2 protein-coding genes are annotated in these 18,985 nt (G+C 61.1%); both read left to right on the top strand.

All coding sequences use genetic code 11. The features are described 5' to 3' along the window. Positions 1-12 precede the first annotated feature (12 nt). Positions 13-11,955: a non-ribosomal peptide synthetase gene (locus tag CIC07_RS12460; RefSeq protein WP_076355862.1), complete on the top strand. Its 11,943-nt coding sequence runs from the start codon at positions 13-15 to the stop codon at positions 11,953-11,955. Positions 11,956-11,983: 28 nt separating this feature from the next. Continuing rightward, positions 11,984-18,961, top strand: a complete 6,978-nt coding sequence (locus tag CIC07_RS12455) for a non-ribosomal peptide synthetase (RefSeq protein ID WP_083687976.1) — start codon at positions 11,984-11,986, stop codon at positions 18,959-18,961. The last annotated feature ends 24 nt before the right edge of the window (positions 18,962-18,985 follow it).

The following is an 18,985-nucleotide window of genomic DNA, read 5'->3' as shown; positions in this document are numbered from 1 at the left end:
AGAGAGCCTGCAGTGAAGAAAAATCTGCTGTCGCGCCCGGTGAGCGAAGGAAGCTTTTCCCCGGCCATCGAGGAATTGTCGGGCAAGGATATCGCCATCATCGGAATGGCTGTGAAGGTGCCGGGAGCGGACGCCCTGGATTCGTTCTGGAGCAATCTGTGCCGGGGCGAAGACTGGATCCGGGAGGCGCCTGAGGCGCGAGCGGGGCAATCGCCTGCGGAGGGCGGCCGGCCGGCTCCGGCAAGGGGCGGGTATTTGACGGAGATCGACGCCTTCGATTCGACCTTCTTCCGCATCCCGCCCAAGGAAGCGGACTTGATGGATCCGTATCAGAGAATTTTCCTGGAAACCGCCTGGAGCGCCATTGAAGATGCCGGGTACGGGGGAGAGCGCCTGAAAGGAAGCCGGACCGGCGTGTATGTCGGATCCGGTCACGAGCATGAGTACAAGCAGCTGATTGCCGCCGCCGATCCGAGGCTTGTCTCCGCGGCGGCAGCCGGGAATCTGCCGCCCATCATCGCGAGCCGGATATCCTACCTGCTGGATTTGAAAGGCCCGAGCATGGTCGTGGATACAGCCTGCTCCTCTTCTCTCGTTGCGGTTCATCTTGCCTGCCAGGCTTTGGCTTCGCGGGAATGCGACACGGCCATTGCCGGAGGCATCCAGCTGATGGTGGATCTGTCCAGCCCTCAGCCCAAGATCGGCATCGAATCGGCTTCCTCGACGGTGAGGGCATTTGACGACGAGGCGGACGGCACGGTCAGGGGAGAAGGGTCGGGCGCGATCCTGCTGAAGCCGCTGTCCAGGGCGATCGCCGACAAGGATCCGATCTATGCGGTCATCAAAAGCAGCGTCTCCAATCAGGACGGAAAATCCATCGGTATCACGACGCCCAATCTGACCGCGCAAGAACGCCTGATCATCAGCGCCTGGGAAAAGGCCGGCATCGATCCGTTGTCGGTCTCCTACATAGAGACGCATGGCACGGGAACGCCGATCGGCGATCCGATCGAGATCCATGCCATACAAAACGCTTTCCGGACTTACAGCGACAGGCAGCAGTTCTGCGCGATCGGCTCCATCAAGCCGAACATCGGACATCTGTATCATGCGGCGGGCATCGTCGGCCTGATCAAGTCTGCCCTTGCCTTGAGCCGCGAGCAGCTCCCGCCGTCTATCCACTTCAGCCAGCCAAGCTCAAAAATCGATTTCCAGCATTCTCCTGTCTATGTCAACGCTTCTCTCGCCGCTTGGAAGAGGAGCGGGCGCCCTCGCAGATGCGGTGTCAGCTCGTTCGGCATGAGCGGAACGAATGCCCATGTGCTGCTGGAGGAGGCGCCTGTTCTGGCGGCACTGTCTCCGCAGCCGGACGGCGGCGATGAGCCGGCTGTTCTCACCTTGTCGGCCCGGTCGCTTCCTTCCCTGCGTTCCTTGATCAAGAAGTACTTCCTTTTCCTCCTTGCAGCCGACCCGGCCGCTTTCCGGGACATCTGCTACACATCCAATATCGGCAGAGGCCATTACGGGCAAAGATTGGCGATAGCGGCCCATAACATGCAGGAACTGATGGACAAGCTGCATCCGCTCCTTCATGAACCCTTCTCCAGTCCGATTGCCGATCCGGAGGAAGGCGTCTGGTTTGGAGGCTTTAGACCGGATGGCGGTGCCGAATGGGAGCTGTCCGGCGAAGCCGTCATTTCCTTGGCGTCCGGCAGCAGCTGGAAGCAGGCCGCCCGCAGCTATGCTGGAGGCAAGGACATCGATTGGATTGAACTCCATACGGGAAGCAACCGCCGGGTCGTCGCGGTTCCGACTTATGCTTTTGACAGGCATAAGCATTGGTTCGCCGCCTCTTCGGCGCCCGGAACCGACAGCAAAGCCGTTGGAAAAGAACAGGGGGAGGCCGTGAAAGCCATGACAGCTGCAGGGAAAGCCAAGACAGATGAGGGAAAGGCTCTTACGGAACGCAGCCAGGCGCATGCGGAGGCCGTTCGGAAAATCATCACCGACGTGTCCGGATACGGCCAAGGCGAAATCGGAACGCATGCCAGCTTCATGGAGCTCGGTCTGGACTCCATCCTGCTTGTCAATGCGAGGCATGCGATCAAGGATCAATTCGGGATCGACATTCCGATGCGTCTCTTCTTTGAAGAGCTGTCGACGGCGGCCGAAGTCGGGAAGTACATTGCCGGCCTGTCATCGGAGCCGTCCGGCAAGCCGGATTTCATGCAGGCAAGCGAGGCCCGCCTCGAAGCCGCATCAGCCCTTGCCGAGGAGCTCGCCGCAGATGGAGAGTCCGCGGAGAAGGGCGATCTCGAAGGAATGGGGGACACCGAAGCCGTCATCCACAAACAGCTGGATCTTATGGCCAGGCAGCTCCGCCTGCTGGAGCGAGGCTCCTCCTCCCGAGAGAAGCGATTTCCCCCACCGCTCACCGGCCTGCCGAGTGTGTCGAAGCAGCCTTCAATCCGCCCTGAACCCCTTGCGGTCCACCGGACAGCCGCTGCGCCGCCTCTAGCCGCCAAGGACCGTCCTTACGTTCCTTACCAGCCGATTCAAACTTCGGCGAGATCGGGCTTCACCCCGTCTCAGCAGCAATTCATAGAATCCTTCATGGCCGCTTATACGGAAAAGGCAAGAAAGTCACAGCTTCATACCCAGAAGTACAGGCAGGCTGTCGCCAACAACCGGAACGTCGCCGGCTTCCGTCCTTATTGGAAGGACATGGTGTACCAGATCGTCGTGGACAAAGCGGAGTCGGCTGCCATTACGGATATCGACGGCAATGAATATATCGACCTGACCATGGGATTCGGCGTGAATCTGTTCGGCCATCGGGCTCCCTTCATTCAGAACGCGGTGAAGGATGCGCTGGACAAGGGCATGTGCATCGGTCCGATCAATGCTGTTGCCGGCCAGGTTGCCGTCCTTCTGAACGAATTGACGGGCATGGAGAGATCCGCCTTCTTCAATTCCGGCACGGAGGCGATCATGGTCGCCTTGCGTCTGGCGCGCGCTGCGACCGGCCGCTCCAAAATCGTGCTGTTTTCCGGTTCCTACCACGGCACCTTCGACGGCGTGCTCGCGATGGGCGGCGGAGCGGAAGGAGCGGGAGCTCCGATCGCGCCAGGCATACCGGGAGGCATGATCGATGACGTCATCGTGCTGAACTATGCCCATGATGATACAATTCGTATCATTGAGAGGCATGGGGATCAATTGGCGGCGGTGCTGGTGGAGCCCGTGCAGAGCCGAAGGCCGGACGTGCAGCCCGCCGAGTTCCTGAAAAAGCTCCGCGCCGTCACGTCGGAGCGAGGCATCGCCCTCATCTTCGACGAGGTGATCACCGGCTTCCGGATCCATCCGGGCGGTGCCCAAGCCTGGTTCGGTGTGCAAGCCGACATGGCGGTATACGGCAAAGTCGTCGGCGGCGGACTCCCGATCGGCATTGTCGCGGGAAGACCGGAGTACCTGGACGGCATCGACGGGGGCATGTGGTCGTTCGGAGACGGCTCGTTCCCTCCGAACGAGGAGCGGAGAACGTTCGTGGCCGGCACGTTCTGCCAGCATCCGCTGGCGATGAATGCCGCTCTGGCCGTACTGAGACGTCTGAAGGAGGAGGGACCCTCCCTGCAGGAGGAGCTGAACCGGAAAACGGGCCTGTTGGCCGACGGGCTGAACGCTTATTTCGAGAGGGAACAGCTTCCCCTGCAGATCGTCCGCTTCGGCTCCTTGTTTCGTTTTGTCCAGAAATCGGATTTGGAGCTGCTCTATTATCTGCTGATCGACAAAGGCGTCTATGTGTGGGAAGGCCGGAACTGCTTCCTGTCGACCGAGCATACGCATGAGGATATCGGGAACATCATCTCCGCCGTAAAGTCCAGCATCGCGGACTTGCGGAACGCCGGTTTCCTCCCGCCATCGCCATCGCCATCGCCGGAGCCGGAACCGGAGCGTTTCAAGGATAAAAGCCTGGAACCGGATCCCGCCGAATGCAGAGGCATGCCGCTGACGGAGGAGCAGCAGCAGCTCTGGTTCGCCTCCCGGATGAGCCCGGAGCTGTCTGCGGCCTATACGGAATCTGCGGTCTTGAGGCTGAAAGGAACGGTGGATCCGGCACGCCTGCAAGCGGCCGTGCATGCGGTCGTCAGGAGACATCCCATGCTGCGGACACGGTTTGCCGAGGATGGAAGCGCCCAATTCACGGAAACGGCTGAAACCGCTCTCCCGCATTTTGCGATCCATGGAGCGGAGGCGGACGGCGACGCCAATACGCCTCTTCCGCTGCCGGAGCTGGAGAGGGACTTTGATCTGACCCATGACTTCCTGATCCGGTTCGGATTCATCCATGCCGGCAATCAGGAGCATCTGTTCATCGTCAAAGCCCACCATATCGCAGCGGACGGCTGGTCGCTCATCCGGATCCTGGAGGAAATCGCAGGGTATTACACCGAGGAGGAGCGCTGCCCGGCGCCGGAAGCCGTTCCGTTTGCCGCGTATGCCGAGTGGCAGCGGCAGCTTGCATCCGACGAGCTCGAACGGGCTCGCGCATACTGGAAATCGAGGCTCTCGAACCCGATCCCGGATCTGGTTTTCCCGGTGTCGAATGGACTCGGAACCGAAAGCGCATCCTCGGGCGGCATGCTTCGCAGTGTGATCGGCGCCAAGCTGACCGAGGAGCTGAAAGCAAGCGGCAGGCGCAGCGGCACGTCGCTGTTCATGACCATGCTCGCCGCTTACAATGTGCTGCTGTACAGGTTATCCGGCCTGCAGCGAATCACGGTCGGAATTCCCGTCTCCGGACAGCTTCAGATGGGAGCCTCGAATCTGGTCGGCCAATGCGTCAACATGCTGCCTCTTACAAGCTGCCTTCCCACAGACGCTCATCGATTCGCAGCCTACAGGAAGCAATTGAAGCAGGAGCTTCTGGAGCTGCTCGAGCATCAGCGCGCCTCCTACGCCATCGTTGTCAAAGAGCTGGCAATGCAGGACGCCGCCCTCGTCCCGCCGGTTCTCCGAACGGCCTTCAATTTCGACAAGCCTTCCTCATTCCGGTTCGGCGAGGCGGAAGCGCAGCTCGAGCCTGCGGCTGTGGCAGCCGTCAAATACCCGCTCAGCCTGAACGTTCTTGACCTCGGAGGCGAGCTTGTCCTTGAGTTCGATTACGACAGCCGAATGATCGACGGGCGGGACGCCGATGCGTGGATGAAGGAGTACAGCCGGCTGCTGGCGGCGATCGCGGGCGACCGGGAGGATGATCTTCCGCTGCATGGCTTCGAGACTGCATTCGGAATGCTGGAGCACGGAAGCCATGGACCGGATGGTGTCGGGTCCGGAGACGGCTTCGTTGCGGATGAGCGCGGCTTCCCTTGCCTGCAGGGCGTTCCGGGACGCTTGCATTGGAGGCCGGAGGGAGAAAGGGATGTCCGGCCGACCGGGCTCGCGGCCGTGCTGAAGCCCGATGGGCGCATCGGCATTTTGGGGAGCATGGATAGGCTCGTGCATGCAAAGGGTTATGCTGTGCATCTGGACCAGCTGGAGGCTTTGCTCAACCGGAATCTGGATGAGGCACCTGCGGCTCTCGCATGGAGAGCCGATGCCGACGGCTCCCCAAGACTTGTGGCCTATGCAGGGACGCAGGCCGATGGCTGCGGCGGACGGAGACGCAGACAGGCTGCGGCATTGCTGCCGGAAGCGCTTATGCCGGATAGATGGCTGAGCGATCGAGGAGAATCGCCCCTCGCAGAGGAAGGAGCGGAAGCTGCCGCTTTGGCCGCCGATCCTGCCTTGCCGGCTGTTCGGACCGCAGCTCCGGAGACCGCCTTGCAAGCGCTCATCCTCGGCTTGTGGCAGGATGTGCTGAAGCGCAAGGATATCGGGATACACGATCCTTTTGTCCAGGCGGGAGGGAATTCGCTGGCCGCGACGATCATCGCCGCGAGACTGCAGGAAAAACGGGGCGCAAGGATGACCCTGAGCATGCTGTTCCGCTACCCGACAATCGCACAGTTGGCCGAAGCGCTGGATGATGCGCCGCTGTCCAAGGCCGGCGGCATTCCGCCTGCCGAAGCAGCGCCCTATTACCCGCTCTCTGCGCCGCAGCGCTCCATCTTCGCGGCGGAACGGTCGGGAGAAGCGGGAACCGCATACAACGTCGCCGGCTTGATCCGGGTAGAAGGAGAACTGGAGCTCGAGAGGATGGCCCTGGCCCTCCGTGAGCTGGCCGGCCGGCATGAATGCCTGAGGACGACCTTCCATCTCGAGGATGACGAGCCGGTGCAACGGGTCCATGTCTCTACCGCTGTCGATATAGCTGTCCATGAACTGCCCCATTCGGGTATAGACACAGCGATAAGGACCTCGATACGGCCGTTCGATCTGGAGAATGGACCGCTGCTGAGGCTGGAAGCTTGGCGGGAAGCGGAGGGGAGGATACGGTATTTGCTCCTGGACCTTCATCATCTGATCGCGGACGGGCTGTCGGCCCGATTGATTGTAGAGGAGCTGATCTCCCTGTATGCCGGCGGCAAGCTGCCAGCGGTCAGGCTGCATGCCAAAGACTACACCCAGTGGCAGCTCGGAAGGCTCGGCTCCGGATACTTGCGGGAGGCAGAGAAGTATTGGACCCGGCTCCTGCAAGGGGAAATCCCCCGCCTGGACTGGACGACCGATTATCCGTATCCCGCCGCTCGCCGGTACGAAGGCGCCCGCTATTCCTTCGCCATGCCGCCTGGGCTGCTGAAGAGCGTCTCGGCATACGCCACGTCCAATGGCCTGACCTTGTATGCGTACCTGCTTGCCGCTTATCTTGTGCTGCTGTCCGCCTATGGACGCCAAGAAGACGTCATCGTCGGAACAAGTGTCTCCGGCAGGCAGCATCCCGATATCGAGACCGTTCCCGGCATGTTCGTCCAGACCGTTCCATTGAGGAACCGCGTTCTGCCGGAGCAGGCATTCGCCGATTTCGTCCGGCAGGTTCAAGCCGGCTCTCTGGAAGCGTTCGAGCACCAGGAGTTCCCGCTGGAACGGATGCTGCCGTCGCTGGATCTCGACCGCAGCCTCAGCCGCAACCCGCTGTTCGACGCCGTGTACGTCTATCAGCATGAAGCGCTGGAGCCGAAGGCGATGAAGGGCGGCGGTGCCGTCTTTGAAGCGGTTGAATGCAAGACCGGCACCGCCAAGTTCGATCTCACTCTGGAAGCGGTCGAGTCTGCGGGCGGGCTCCGCCTTCATCTCGACTATGCGACGGCGTTGTTCCACCCGGGATCCGTGCGGGCGATGTCCGGACATCTGCTCCAAATTCTGCAAGCCGCTGCCGGAAACCCGTTGATTCCTTTATCCGAAATCAGCCTGCTTCCTGATGCGGAACAAGAGGAGCTCCGGCACGCGTTCAATGACACCTTGGCTGAATATCCGGCGGACCGGCCTGCGTACAGGCTGTTCGAGGAGCAGGCGCTGCGGACGCCACAGGCTGTAGCCGTCTCCTGCGGCGGGCAGCATCTTACCTACGAGCAGCTCAATGCCGGCGCGAATTCCCTTGCTGCGAGGCTGAGAGGCAAGGGGGTCGGTGCGGATGCTGCCGTCGGTCTCTTAATGAAGCGTTCGCCGATGCTGATAACCGCCATGCTGGGCATATGGAAGGCCGGCGGCTGTTATGTTCCGATCGATCCGTCCTATCCAAGAGAGCGGATAGCCTATATTTTGTCCGACAGCGAGGCCAAGTGGCTGATTACGGATGGGACGGGAGAGGATGCCGAAGGTTTCGCCGGAGAGATCATCCTTGGCGTCGAAGACCCGGATGAAGGGCAGGAGAGGCCGGGCAATCCGGCGCCTGCCAGCGATGCCGGCAATCTGGCGTATATCATGTACACGTCGGGATCGACAGGCAAGCCGAAGGGAGTCATGGTCGAGCATAGGGGGCTGACCCACTATCTATGGTGGGCGGACAAGACCTATGTGCGCGGGGACGAAGTCGCTTTCCCGCTGTATTCCTCCATTTCCTTCGATCTTACGGTCACCTCCCTGTTCACCCCCCTCTTGTCCGGCAACCGGATTCTGGTCTATCCGGAGGATGCGGAGAAAGCGCTGGAGAGAATCATCGAGGAAGGCGAAGCGGGCATCCTCAAGCTGACTCCATCCCATTTGAAGCTGCTCCATCTATACGATACAAGCCGTTCAGCCTTGAAACGGTTCATCGTTGGAGGTGAGGCGCTGGAGACGGCGGCTGCCGCGGAAGTAGCGGGGCTGTTCGGAGAGGATGCCGAAATCTACAACGAGTACGGACCGACCGAAACGGTCGTCGGCTGCATGATCGAACGGTTCGACCCGCTCAACCGTCGCAGCCAGGTGCCGATCGGCAAGCCGATCGACAATATCCGGCTCTATATCGCCGATCCGCAAGGGAAGCTGCAGGCGAAGCATCTGCCGGGAGAGCTCTGCATCGCCGGAGCCGGAGTAGCCCGGGGCTATTGGAAGCGTCCCGATCTGACCGACGAGAAATTCGTTCCGGGAATGTTCGGGGAATCCGGAAGAGTGTACCGGACGGGCGACCTGGTCCGCTGGCTGCCTGAAGGCGGGATGATCTATATGGGAAGAATCGACGAGCAGGTGAAGATCAGGGGCCATCGGATCGAGACCGGGGAGATACAGAACCTGCTGCTGGACCACCCCCTCATCCGGGAAGCGGCTGTCGCCGCCAAACCGGGTCCGGGAGGCGGACTTGCCCTATGCGCCTACTACGCGCTGGAAGAAGGGACTGAACTCGCCCAGGACCGGCTGGAAGCCTATCTGGAGGAGCGTCTTCCTTCTTATATGATGCCGACAGGGTTTATCCGCCTGGATCGTATTCCTCTGTCTCCCAATGGAAAGGTCGCCTATGGCAGGCTCCCGGAAATCGAGAGCGGGCAGGGGGAGAATAGCCCCGCCCCGCAGCCTCTGACCTCCATCGAAGCGGAGCTGCTGGACGCTTGGCGTGAAATTCTCCGAGCGCCTGAATCTACGATCGACGATGACTTCATGAGGCTGGGCGGAGATTCGATCAAGGCGATCCAGCTCGCTTCGCGGATGAAAAAAAGGGGAATCCGGCTTGAGGTGGCCGACATTCTGCGGGAAAAGAATATCCGAAAAATGGCGAGGAAGGCTGTCCGATCCGAACAATCGGACTCAGATTGCACTTCGCATCCGCTGGAAGGAGAAGTCCCGCTCTCTCCGATCCAGCAGTGGTTTTTCGGCTGCCGCTTCACGGAGATGGACTACTGGAATCAAAGTGTCACTCTCCGGGCAGCTCCCCGATTCGATGAAGATAAAGTCAAGGAAACGCTTGCCCGGCTTGTCGCCCATCATGACGTTCTCCGAATGAGATTCAGCCATGAAGCGGGCACTGCCGTGCAGCGCTTCGGTACAGGATCGGCCTGGTCCTATCGTTCCGCGGACGCTGCCGGTCCGGACAAGGGAGCCCGCGAAGCGGCTGCCATGGTTCAAGATCTGCACCGCTCGATCCGCTTGGAGAACGGTCCGCTGCTGGCCGCCGGACATCTGCGGAAAGAAAATGCCGACGAGCTGGTCCTGGTCGTACACCACCTCGCCATCGACGCGGTTTCCTGGAGAATCCTGCTGGAGGATTTCCACGATATCTACTCGGACTTGGCGCAGGGAAAGGCAGCGGCGCTGCCGGTCAAAACGGACTCCTACCGGACCTACTCGGAGATGATGCGCATTTATGCCTCAGGCGATTCGGGACAGAAGGAGCTTCGATATTGGCAGGGGCAGGCGGAGCTGCCGGCATCGGAGCTGCCCAAGGACGGTCCCGCAGACAATGGCCTGCTGAGGGATGCGGCATACGCAAGCCTTCACTGGACCGAGCAAGAGACGTCATCGCTGCTGAAGGCGGCTGCATGGACCTACCGCAGCGACCCGTCTGTCCTGCTGCTCGCCGCGTTGGCCCATGCTCTGGGCAGTTGGGGGGTCGCGGACGGCGTCTGGATCAATATGGAGGGACACGGCAGGGAAGCGCTGGAGGGAAGTCCGGACTTCTCGCGGACGATGGGATGGTTCACCTCCCACTATCCCGTCTATCTCGACGCCAGAGCCGCAGCCGATCCGGTCTCCTACGCGAAGCGGCTTCTGCAGGTCATGGAGGGCATTCCGAACCGGGGCGCCGGTTATCCCGCGCTGGCCTATCTGCCGTCAGGGACAGACGCCGCCGGAAGCAGGCTTCCGGCATTCAAGACGGAGATCAGCTTCAACTACTTGGGGGAGATGGACGACGAGCCTTACCGCGACGTCTTCAGCCTGGCAGACATTCCTTTGCACGGCACGGAAAGCCCGAGCTCTCAGCGGCCGTTCTCGATTGCGTTCAACGCGATGCTTGCCGATCGCCGATTGACCGTCGAAGCGGAATACAACCGCGATCAATATAAGGAAGCAACCGTTCAAAGGCTGCTGCAGGAGCTCATGCGCGGGGTGGAGGAAATGGTCTCGGCGGACAGCCCTTCAGGCATCCCGGAGCCGCCGTCCATGCTGGACGGTTCCGTCCAGCCGGATGGCCTCGAACCCGCAGCCGAGAACGGGTTCTCGATGCCGATCAGCGGGCCTGCCGGACCAGCGCCGAACGGCTCTGCCGAGGAGCAGCAAGCGTATCCTCTGTCCCCGATGCAGGAAAGCATGCTGTTCCATCATTTGCGCTATCCGGATTCGGAAGCCTACTTCGAGCAGTGCGTCCTTCATTTCAAGGGAAGGCTGCAGCCCGATCTGGTCCGGCGCTGCTTCCAGAGCCTGTCGGACAGGCATGATATCCTTCGGACCTCCTTCGCGGTGCGCGGCCTGGATCGTCCGCTCCAGGTCGTAGCTCCATCCCGGATCGTTCCTTTCCTCTACGAGGATTGGTCGGAAATGCCGGTCCAGGAGGGCAAGGACAGGCTGAGCGCGCATCTGGCGCTGGACCGCGAGCAGCGCTTCGACCTGCAGGGAGAAATTCCGCTCCGCGTCGCTCTAGTGCGGACCGAGCAGGAAGCCTACAGCCTGATTTGGAGCTTTCATCATATCCTTCTGGACGGCTGGAGCGTGGGCATCATCATGAGGGAGCTGTTCGGCCTGTACGCCGCGCTGAGCTCGGGAAGACAGCCCCGCATGGAGCCGGCCCATCCCTTCGGCGACTATATCCGCTGGATCGAAGGCAAGGACCGGACCGTATCGGAAGCTTTTTGGAAGGCTTACTTGGCGGGCTGCAAGAGCCGGCCGCTTCTTCCCAAGAAGGAAGGGGCGGAGGCAGGGCCATATATTCACGGGCATATCAGCCGAGTCTTATCCGGGGAGCTTCGAAGCGGCCTGGCCGGCCTGTCGGCGGAGAGGGGAATCACGCTCAGCAGCCTGTTCCAGGCGGCTTGGGCAGCAGTGCTGCAGAGGCTGAACGATGTCGGGGACGTCCTGTTCGGAGCTGTCGTATCCGGCAGGAATCCGGAGGCGGCGAACAGCGATGAGACGGTCGGGCTGTTCATCAATACGGTGCCGGTCCGGGCTGCGCGGCCGAACTCCAGCATAGTGGAGCTGGCTGCGGGGCTGCAGCGAGACATGGTGGAGAAGGAGGCGCACGCCCATGTTCCGCTGTCGGTTATCCAGAGCTCCGGGAACGCCATCGACCATGTGTTGATCGTGGAAAACTATCCTCTCCAGCTGGAGCTTCCCTTCGGGCTGGAATTGGCGGGTTACGACTGGTTCGAGCATACGAATTACGATTTCAATCTCATCATCGAGCCTCATGAGAGCCTTCTGATCCGGTTTGTCTTCAATCACGCCGTCTTTCAGGAGGAAGAGCTGGAGGAGCTGCTGGAAAGCTTGATTTCCGTACTGGAACAAATCGTGGAGCAGCCCGATGCCGAGCTCGAGAAGATCGGATCGGCTCAAGAGGACGAGAGCATGCCGCTGAACGCCGGAACCGCCATTGAGTTCCATTTTTGAACCGACAGCCTAGCCTAGGGGGAAAACGATGAATACGGAACGATCATTGCCGGAGGGCGGACCCTCCATACAAGAATTGAGAAGGCAGAAAAAGCATTGGATCAAGCAGCTGCTGGACCTCCATGAAGAGGAGACGCTGCTCGCCCTGTCCGTATCCCGCTCTGCCGAGGAGCCCTTCATCCACCAGGCCGTTCTCGAGATTCCAAAGGAGCTGGACGAACGGCTGCGTGTCATGAGCGGAAATGAACCCGAGGCTCTCTTTTTGATTTTGCTGGCCGCATTCAAGGCGATGGTTCAGAAGCATGCCGGAGGGGAAACCGTGACGGTGTCCTGTCCCCGCGGCTTCCGCCCTCAAGCGGAGCCGGACGTACATCCGGCCCCTGTATCCTGGCTGCCGACCATAGACTCCAGGCCGGGCAAGCGTACTTTCCGGGAATGGCTGTATGCCGTGAAGGCTTCTTATGAAGCCGCCCTCGGCAATGGGGATTATCCGCTGGAGAAGGTCGTTCAGGATATGAAGGTCATCCACGAGCGGGATTATGCGTTCCTGAACCACATCCGGCTGACGATGAAAGAGCTTCACGGAGAAGCTTCCTCCGACGAGAGCGGGAACGTTCACGGGCTGCTCCTCCGCTTCAGCCGGGAAAGCGGCCGCCTCGAAGGGCGCCTCGCCGGATCCGGCCGGTTTTTCGCCGCCAAGGATGTGAAGAGCCTGGCCGGCCGATTCGTCCACATGCTGGGCCAATGGGCATTCCATCCCGACCGCGCCATCGGCGGGAGCGGATGGATGCCGGAGGAGGAGCGGGCGAAGATTGTCCATGACTTCGGCTCCGGGAATAGCCGTCCTTATGGCGGCAGCGTCATGGAGCTGTTCGAGGAGCAGGTCCGGCTCCATCCGGATGCGCTGGCGATTGTGACGCCCGAGCATTCCGCAAGCTATATCGAGCTCCATGGCAAAGCGGCGCGGTGGGCTCGCCGCCTCATCCGCTCCGGAACGCTGCCGGGACAGATCGTCGCCCTTTACCTGGAACGGAGCCTGGAGACGGCTGTCGCGATGCTGGCTGTAATGAAAGCAGGCGCTTGCATCCTGCCCATCGACATCCAGACGCCGGGAGACCGCATCCGCTTCATGCTGGAAGATTCCGCCGCGAACGCGGTCATCACGCATTCGCGCTATGCTGAGAATCCTTTCTTCGCTGGAATAGACAAGGTGCTTCCCTGCGAGTCGCTGGATGAAGAAAGCGAAGGGGAATTCCAACCGCATCCTGTTGACGGGCAATCGGCGGCTTATATCATCTATACTTCCGGCACGACGGGGAAACCGAAGGGCGTGGTCGTCCCGCACGGCGGCTTGGCCAATTCCATCGCCTGGAGAAAGGAAGAATACGGCCTGACGGGGGAAGACCGGGCAATGCAGCTCTTTTCCTATTCCTTCGACGGCTTCATGACCGGATTCTTCACTCCGCTCGCATCCGGAGCGGGTCTGTTCCTTCCGACCGAAATCCAGGTCAAGGATCCCATGAGGCTCAGGCAGCTGATCGACGTCCATCGGATCACGCATTTTATTTGCGTGCCATCCTTGTACCGGCTGCTTCTGGAGCAGATCGGCCCGGAGGCTTCAAGCCCTCTGCGCATCGTAACGCTCGCTGGCGAGCCGCTGCCGCCATCGCTGATCCGGGACAGCCGGATCCGCCTGCCCAGGACGGAAATCGTGAATGAATACGGGCCTACTGAAGCCAGTGTCGTCGCCGTATTCAAGCGGAATGTCGCGGAATCGGCCGAAATCGCGATCGGGCGTCCCATTGCCAATATGCAGGCCTATATTCTGGATGACTCCTTGGAGCCTGTTCCTCCGGGCATCGTTGGCGAGCTGTGCCTCTCGGGGCCGGGATTGGCCGAGGGCTATCTTCGCCAGCCGGAGCGGACAGAGGAAGCGTTCCTGCCTCATCCGTTCCTGCCAGGCCAAAGGCTTTACCGGACGGGCGATCTGGCCAAATGGACGGAGGAAGGCGAGATCCGCTGCATCGGAAGGAAGGACGCCCAGGTCAAGCTGAGAGGCTATCGCATCGAGCTTGCGGAAATCGAGCAGCGCTTGGCCGCATATCCGGGCATTAGCGCCGCGGCGGCCATCTGCGAAGAAGAAGGCGGCGTGCCGGTCCGGATCTCCGCTTACCTTCAATGCGGCATCCTCCAGGCGAAGGAAATCAGGGACTATCTGGCGGGCGAGCTGCCGTCCTATATGATTCCCTCCCGCTTCTATCGGGTCGGCCGCCTTCCGCTGTCCGACAACGGCAAGACGGACAAGAAGGCTCTTCCGGCGCTCAAGGATGCCGCCGATCTGGACGAGGAATTCATCGAGCCGCGCAATGAAACCGAGCGGTTGCTGGCCGGGATATTCTCGGAGGTGCTGAGCCTCGGGAAGGTTTCGGCCGAAGCGAGCTTCTTCGAGGTCGGCGGACATTCCCTCAAGGCGACGATGCTGATGGCGAGAATCCAGAAAGCGTTCGAGGTCGACATCAGCATCGATGAAATCTTCGAGAAGCAGACCGTGAGCGCGCTCGCCGAAGCCGTCGCCGCCAAAAGCGCGAAGGCGTTCCGAGCCGTAACGCCAGCGGAAAAAGCGCCTTCTTATCCGCTCTCCTCCGCTCAAAAACGGATGTACGCCCTCTATTGCCGGGACCCGCGTTCCGTCGCCTACAACATGTCGGAAGCCCTGCTCATCGACGGCGATCTGGACAAGGAGCGGCTGAAGCAAGCTGTCGCCAAGCTGGTGGAGCGCCATGAGATTCTGCGCACGACTTTTGCAGCGGCAGGCAGCGGGCCGGTGCAAGTGGTGCATGAGGACAGCGCGTTCGAGCTGGATTTCGTGGAAGGACGGCCGATCGATCCGATGACCGCGATGCAGAGCTTTGTTCGTCCTTTCGATCTCGAAGCCGGACCTCTTTTCCGGATCCGAATCATTCGAATGGAAGAGAGGAAGCATCTTCTGCTTGTCGATCTGCATCATATCCTCGCCGACGGCTCCTCCGTAGGCCTCTTCATCAGCGAGCTGGCGCGGCTTTACAACGGGGAAAGGCTGGCAGAGCCCGCGCTGCAGTACAAGGATTTCGCCGTATGGCAGCATCGGAACCGCGATCATGAAGATGTCCGCAGCCAGGAACGATACTGGCTGAGCCGGTTTGCGGACGGCGTTCCTTCCTTGGAGCTGCCAAGCGATTTCCCCAGACCGAAGTTCAAGAGCATGGAGGGGGCGCGCATCTCCTTCACCGTAGACGCGGAGCTTGCCGCTGCCTTGAAGCGGCTGGCAGGCGATCAGGGCGCCACCTTGTTCATGGTTCTCTTGTCGGTCTATAATCTGTTGCTGTCGAAGCTGTCGGGACAGGAGGATCTGGTCGTCGGAACCCCGGTATCGGGACGGGTGCAGGCAGCGCTGGAAGAGACGATGGGAATGTTCGTCAATGTCGTTCCGATCCGGACATCGGTGGAGCCGGATCTCGATTTCGTCCAGCTCCTTGCCCGGGTCAAAAAGAACGCTCTCGGGGCGTTCGAGAACCAGCTCTATCCCTACGACGAGCTTGCCGTCAAGCTGGATTGCGCTCGGGATCTGAGCCGCAATCCGCTCTTTGATGTCATGTTCGTCCTGCAGAACATGCAGGAGAACCGCTTTGACTTCCGCGGGCTTCATTTCACGCATGCCGCGTTCGAGCCGAGCATTTCCAAGTTCGACCTGACCCTCGCCGGCTTCGAGGGCGGAGACGGGCTGCTGTACTTCGATCTGGAATACTCGACCCATCTGTTCCGCGAGACGACGGCCCGCCGAATTGCCGAATGCTTCCTGCATCTGCTGCGGAACGCAGCGGAGCAGCCTGGATCAAGGCTGGATTCCTTGACCTTGCTGCCTGCCGATCACCTGCGCCGGCAGCTGGAGCATGCTCATGCCGATGTCCTGAAGGAGGCGCCGGCCTCGTCGCTGCCGGAGCAGTTCAGGAAGCTGGCGAGGCTCCAGCCGGACCGGACCGCAATCATGCACGGCAAGAAGCGGCTGACGTACGGAGAGCTGGATGAGTTGTCCGACCGCTGGGCTGCTTGGCTGCTTGATAACGGGGTCGGCTTCGAGGATGTTGTTGCCGTACGGCTGGAACGGTCCTTCGAGAGCATCGTCTGCTTCCTCGCCCTGCTCAAGTCCGGCGCCGCCTATCTGCCTATCGATCCTGCCTTCCCTGTCGAGCGGGCTCGGCATATGCTGGAGGACAGCCGGGCAGTGCTCCTCATCACGGATGGCGATCACGACTGGAGCGGAATCTTCCGCGGCAAGATCGCCAAGCCGGGAGAAGTTCCGCTGCCGGAGAAGGGCAAGTTCGTTCCGGCCCGCGAGCCGGACCTGAACAGCCTCGCCTATATCATCTATACATCCGGGACGACAGGCAATCCGAAGGGAGTCGCGCTGGAGCATGCCGGACTGGCCAATCTGCCGTTCGTGTTCCGGGAGAGGCTCGGCATCGGACCGGATGATGTCATCCTTCAATTCGCGCCTTGCTCCTTCGACGCCTCTGTATGGGAGTTTTCCATGGCGCTGGGGACAGGCGGCTCGCTCTGCCTGGCAAGCAAGGAAACGATCGGCGATCCGGAGCTGTTCCGGCGTTACGCCGAAGAGATGGGCATCACGGCGGCCACATTCCCGCCGTCCTACATGGAGCGCCTGCAGCCGGAGACGCTAGGCAGCCTTCGCCTTGTCGTGACGGCCGGCTCGGAACCGTCCTCCGACATGCTCCGGGAGTGGTCGCGGCATATGCGCGTCGCCAATGCCTACGGGCCGACTGAAGCCTCCGTATGCGCGGCGATGTGGGATTATGCGGAAGATTCCGCGCATGCCAAAGTTCCTATCGGCAAGCCGATACCGAACAGCCGCATCTGTATCGTGGATGCCGCGCTCAATCCTCTTCCGCCGGGAGTCGCGGGACAGCTGGGCATCGCCGGCATCGGCCTGGCCAGAGAGTATCTGAATCAGCCTGAGATTACCGCCCGGCAGTTCGTCCGCAGCTCCATTCCCGGGTTTGAACGGATGTACTTGACCGGGGACCTGGCCAAGCGGCTGGAGGACGGCAGCCTTGTCTACCTAGGCAGGATCGACAGTCAGTTGAAGATCAGAGGATGCCGGGTCGAGCCGGGCGAGATCGAATCTCGGCTGACACAGCTGGGCGGGGTGAAGAGCGCCGCCGTCCGGCTGAGGCGGCAGCCGGACGGCAGGGGCGTTCTGGCAGCCTACTATAGCGGAGATGCCGCGCCTAATCCCCGGGAGCTTAAGGCGGCGCTGTCGGGCATGCTCCCCGGCTACATGGTTCCAGCCTTGTACTTCGAGCTGGAGGAGCTGCCCTTGACGGTCAACGGCAAGGTCGATGGAAAGGCGCTCGATCTCCTGCAGCAGCCGGGCGAATCCCCTCTAGGCTCCAGGCCACCGGCTGCCGGAGCGGAAGCTCTCGTTGCCGAGGTGTTCGAGGAGGTGCTCGCCATCAAGGGAGTCGGAGCCGACGACACGTTCAATGAGCTCGGAGGAGACTCCATATCTGCGATGAAGGCTGTATTCCTGCTGAAGAAAAAAGGATTTTCCGTGGAAGTCAGGGATCTTCTCCTGCGGCAGACGCCGGCAGCGTTGAGCCGCATAAAGCACCGGGGCGCAGGGGCAGCGGCCGAAGGAGAGAAGGCTGAACAAGCGATGACGGAGCCTTCGGCAGGCTGCGGCGAGGACGCGGCGGACTTGGCGGATATCCGCCGCCGGCTTGCCGTCCAGCAGGCCGCTTATGCCGCCCAGCTGCGGGAGCGTCCGGCTGTCGCCGCGATTCCGATCTTGGCCGTGCCGTCCTTGTTCCTGACGCGATCCGAGAATGTCGGCGCCATCATTCCGATTCCCGCGAGCAGAAGTCGGAAGGACATCGAGCTCACCGTCCTCGGTGTCGTCCGCAGCCAGGAAATGCTCCGATGCTTCCTTTCCGGGGAAGGAGACGGGGCCTGGAGCCTGCATGGCCGTCCGGACCGTCTGGATCTCCCTTATGTCGCGGTGAACAGCCCTCAGGCCGACGAGCTTATTCGGAGCGCAGCGGCGGAATGCTACCATGACCGCTTCGAGTTCGATCAGCCAGGCAGCCTGCTGTACCGGCTGGCGCTGATCGAGAACGGAGTGTCCGGCGAGAAGGTCCTCGTCTATTCCTCCCACCATTCCTTGTCCGACGGACTGACCTGCAGCCTTATCGCCGAGACGATCCGCCTGCCGGAAGCATCGGCTTCGGCGGAGTACGGCCGGCAGCCGGAAACGGGCTATCGCGATTATGTCGAAATGGTGGAGGCGGGGCCTCAAGGCATCCCGCTCGAGGTGCTGGAGCGCCGATTCCAGCTGGACGAGTACCGCCATGCCCTGAACGGCCTTGAACACAGCATCAGCCTGTTGCCGGCACAAAGCTCGAGCTCCATCACGCTGGAATTCCCGCTGGACGACGAGCGTCCGGAGCAAGGCTGGCATACCGTTCTCGGACTCGTGGCTTCCTTCGGGAAGGAAGTCCTGCGCATGGACGCTCTTCCGGTCCGGCTGGTCAGCAGCGGAAGAAGATATGGAAGCCGGTCCTATTATCATCTGGCCGGCAATTTCATCGACTATATTCCTGTCCTGCTCCGCACCGAAGAGGATGAAGAGCTTCGCTTAAGCCGAATCCGCGAGCTCATCCAGACCTCGTCCATCCATAACATCCATTTTGCAGCCCTGGACCTGACTCCTGCAGGCCGGCCGATTCTGCTCAATTACTTCGGAGCCGTTCAGAAGGACCACGAGCTGGAGCCTGTTCCCTATGAATCGGATGCTTCCTACGAGCAGGCTGCTGCGGACTACGGCATCAGCTTTTATGCCAGGCATACGAAATCCGGGCTCAGGGTGGACATCGCGCTTCCCTTCGTCATCGATGCGGACAGACTCGGCAATCGATTGGCCGGCAAGCCCGATCTGGAAATCCTGTCCTAGCTGCGCACCGCTTGAACCGATGCT

Origin of the sequence: Paenibacillus sp. RUD330 (assembly GCF_002243345.2) — a bacterium.
In the GTDB taxonomy this organism is placed as follows: domain Bacteria; phylum Bacillota; class Bacilli; order Paenibacillales; family Paenibacillaceae; genus Paenibacillus_O.
The sequence above is the reverse complement of the archived record's forward strand: the minus strand, read 5'-3'. Positions and strand labels throughout refer to the sequence as shown.

What these genes read in the sequence shown, in the direction of transcription:
- CIC07_RS12455 (WP_083687976.1), top strand. Translation starts at nt 11,984, where the DNA reads ATGAATACGGAACGATCATTGCCGGAGGGCGGACCCTCCATACAAGAA.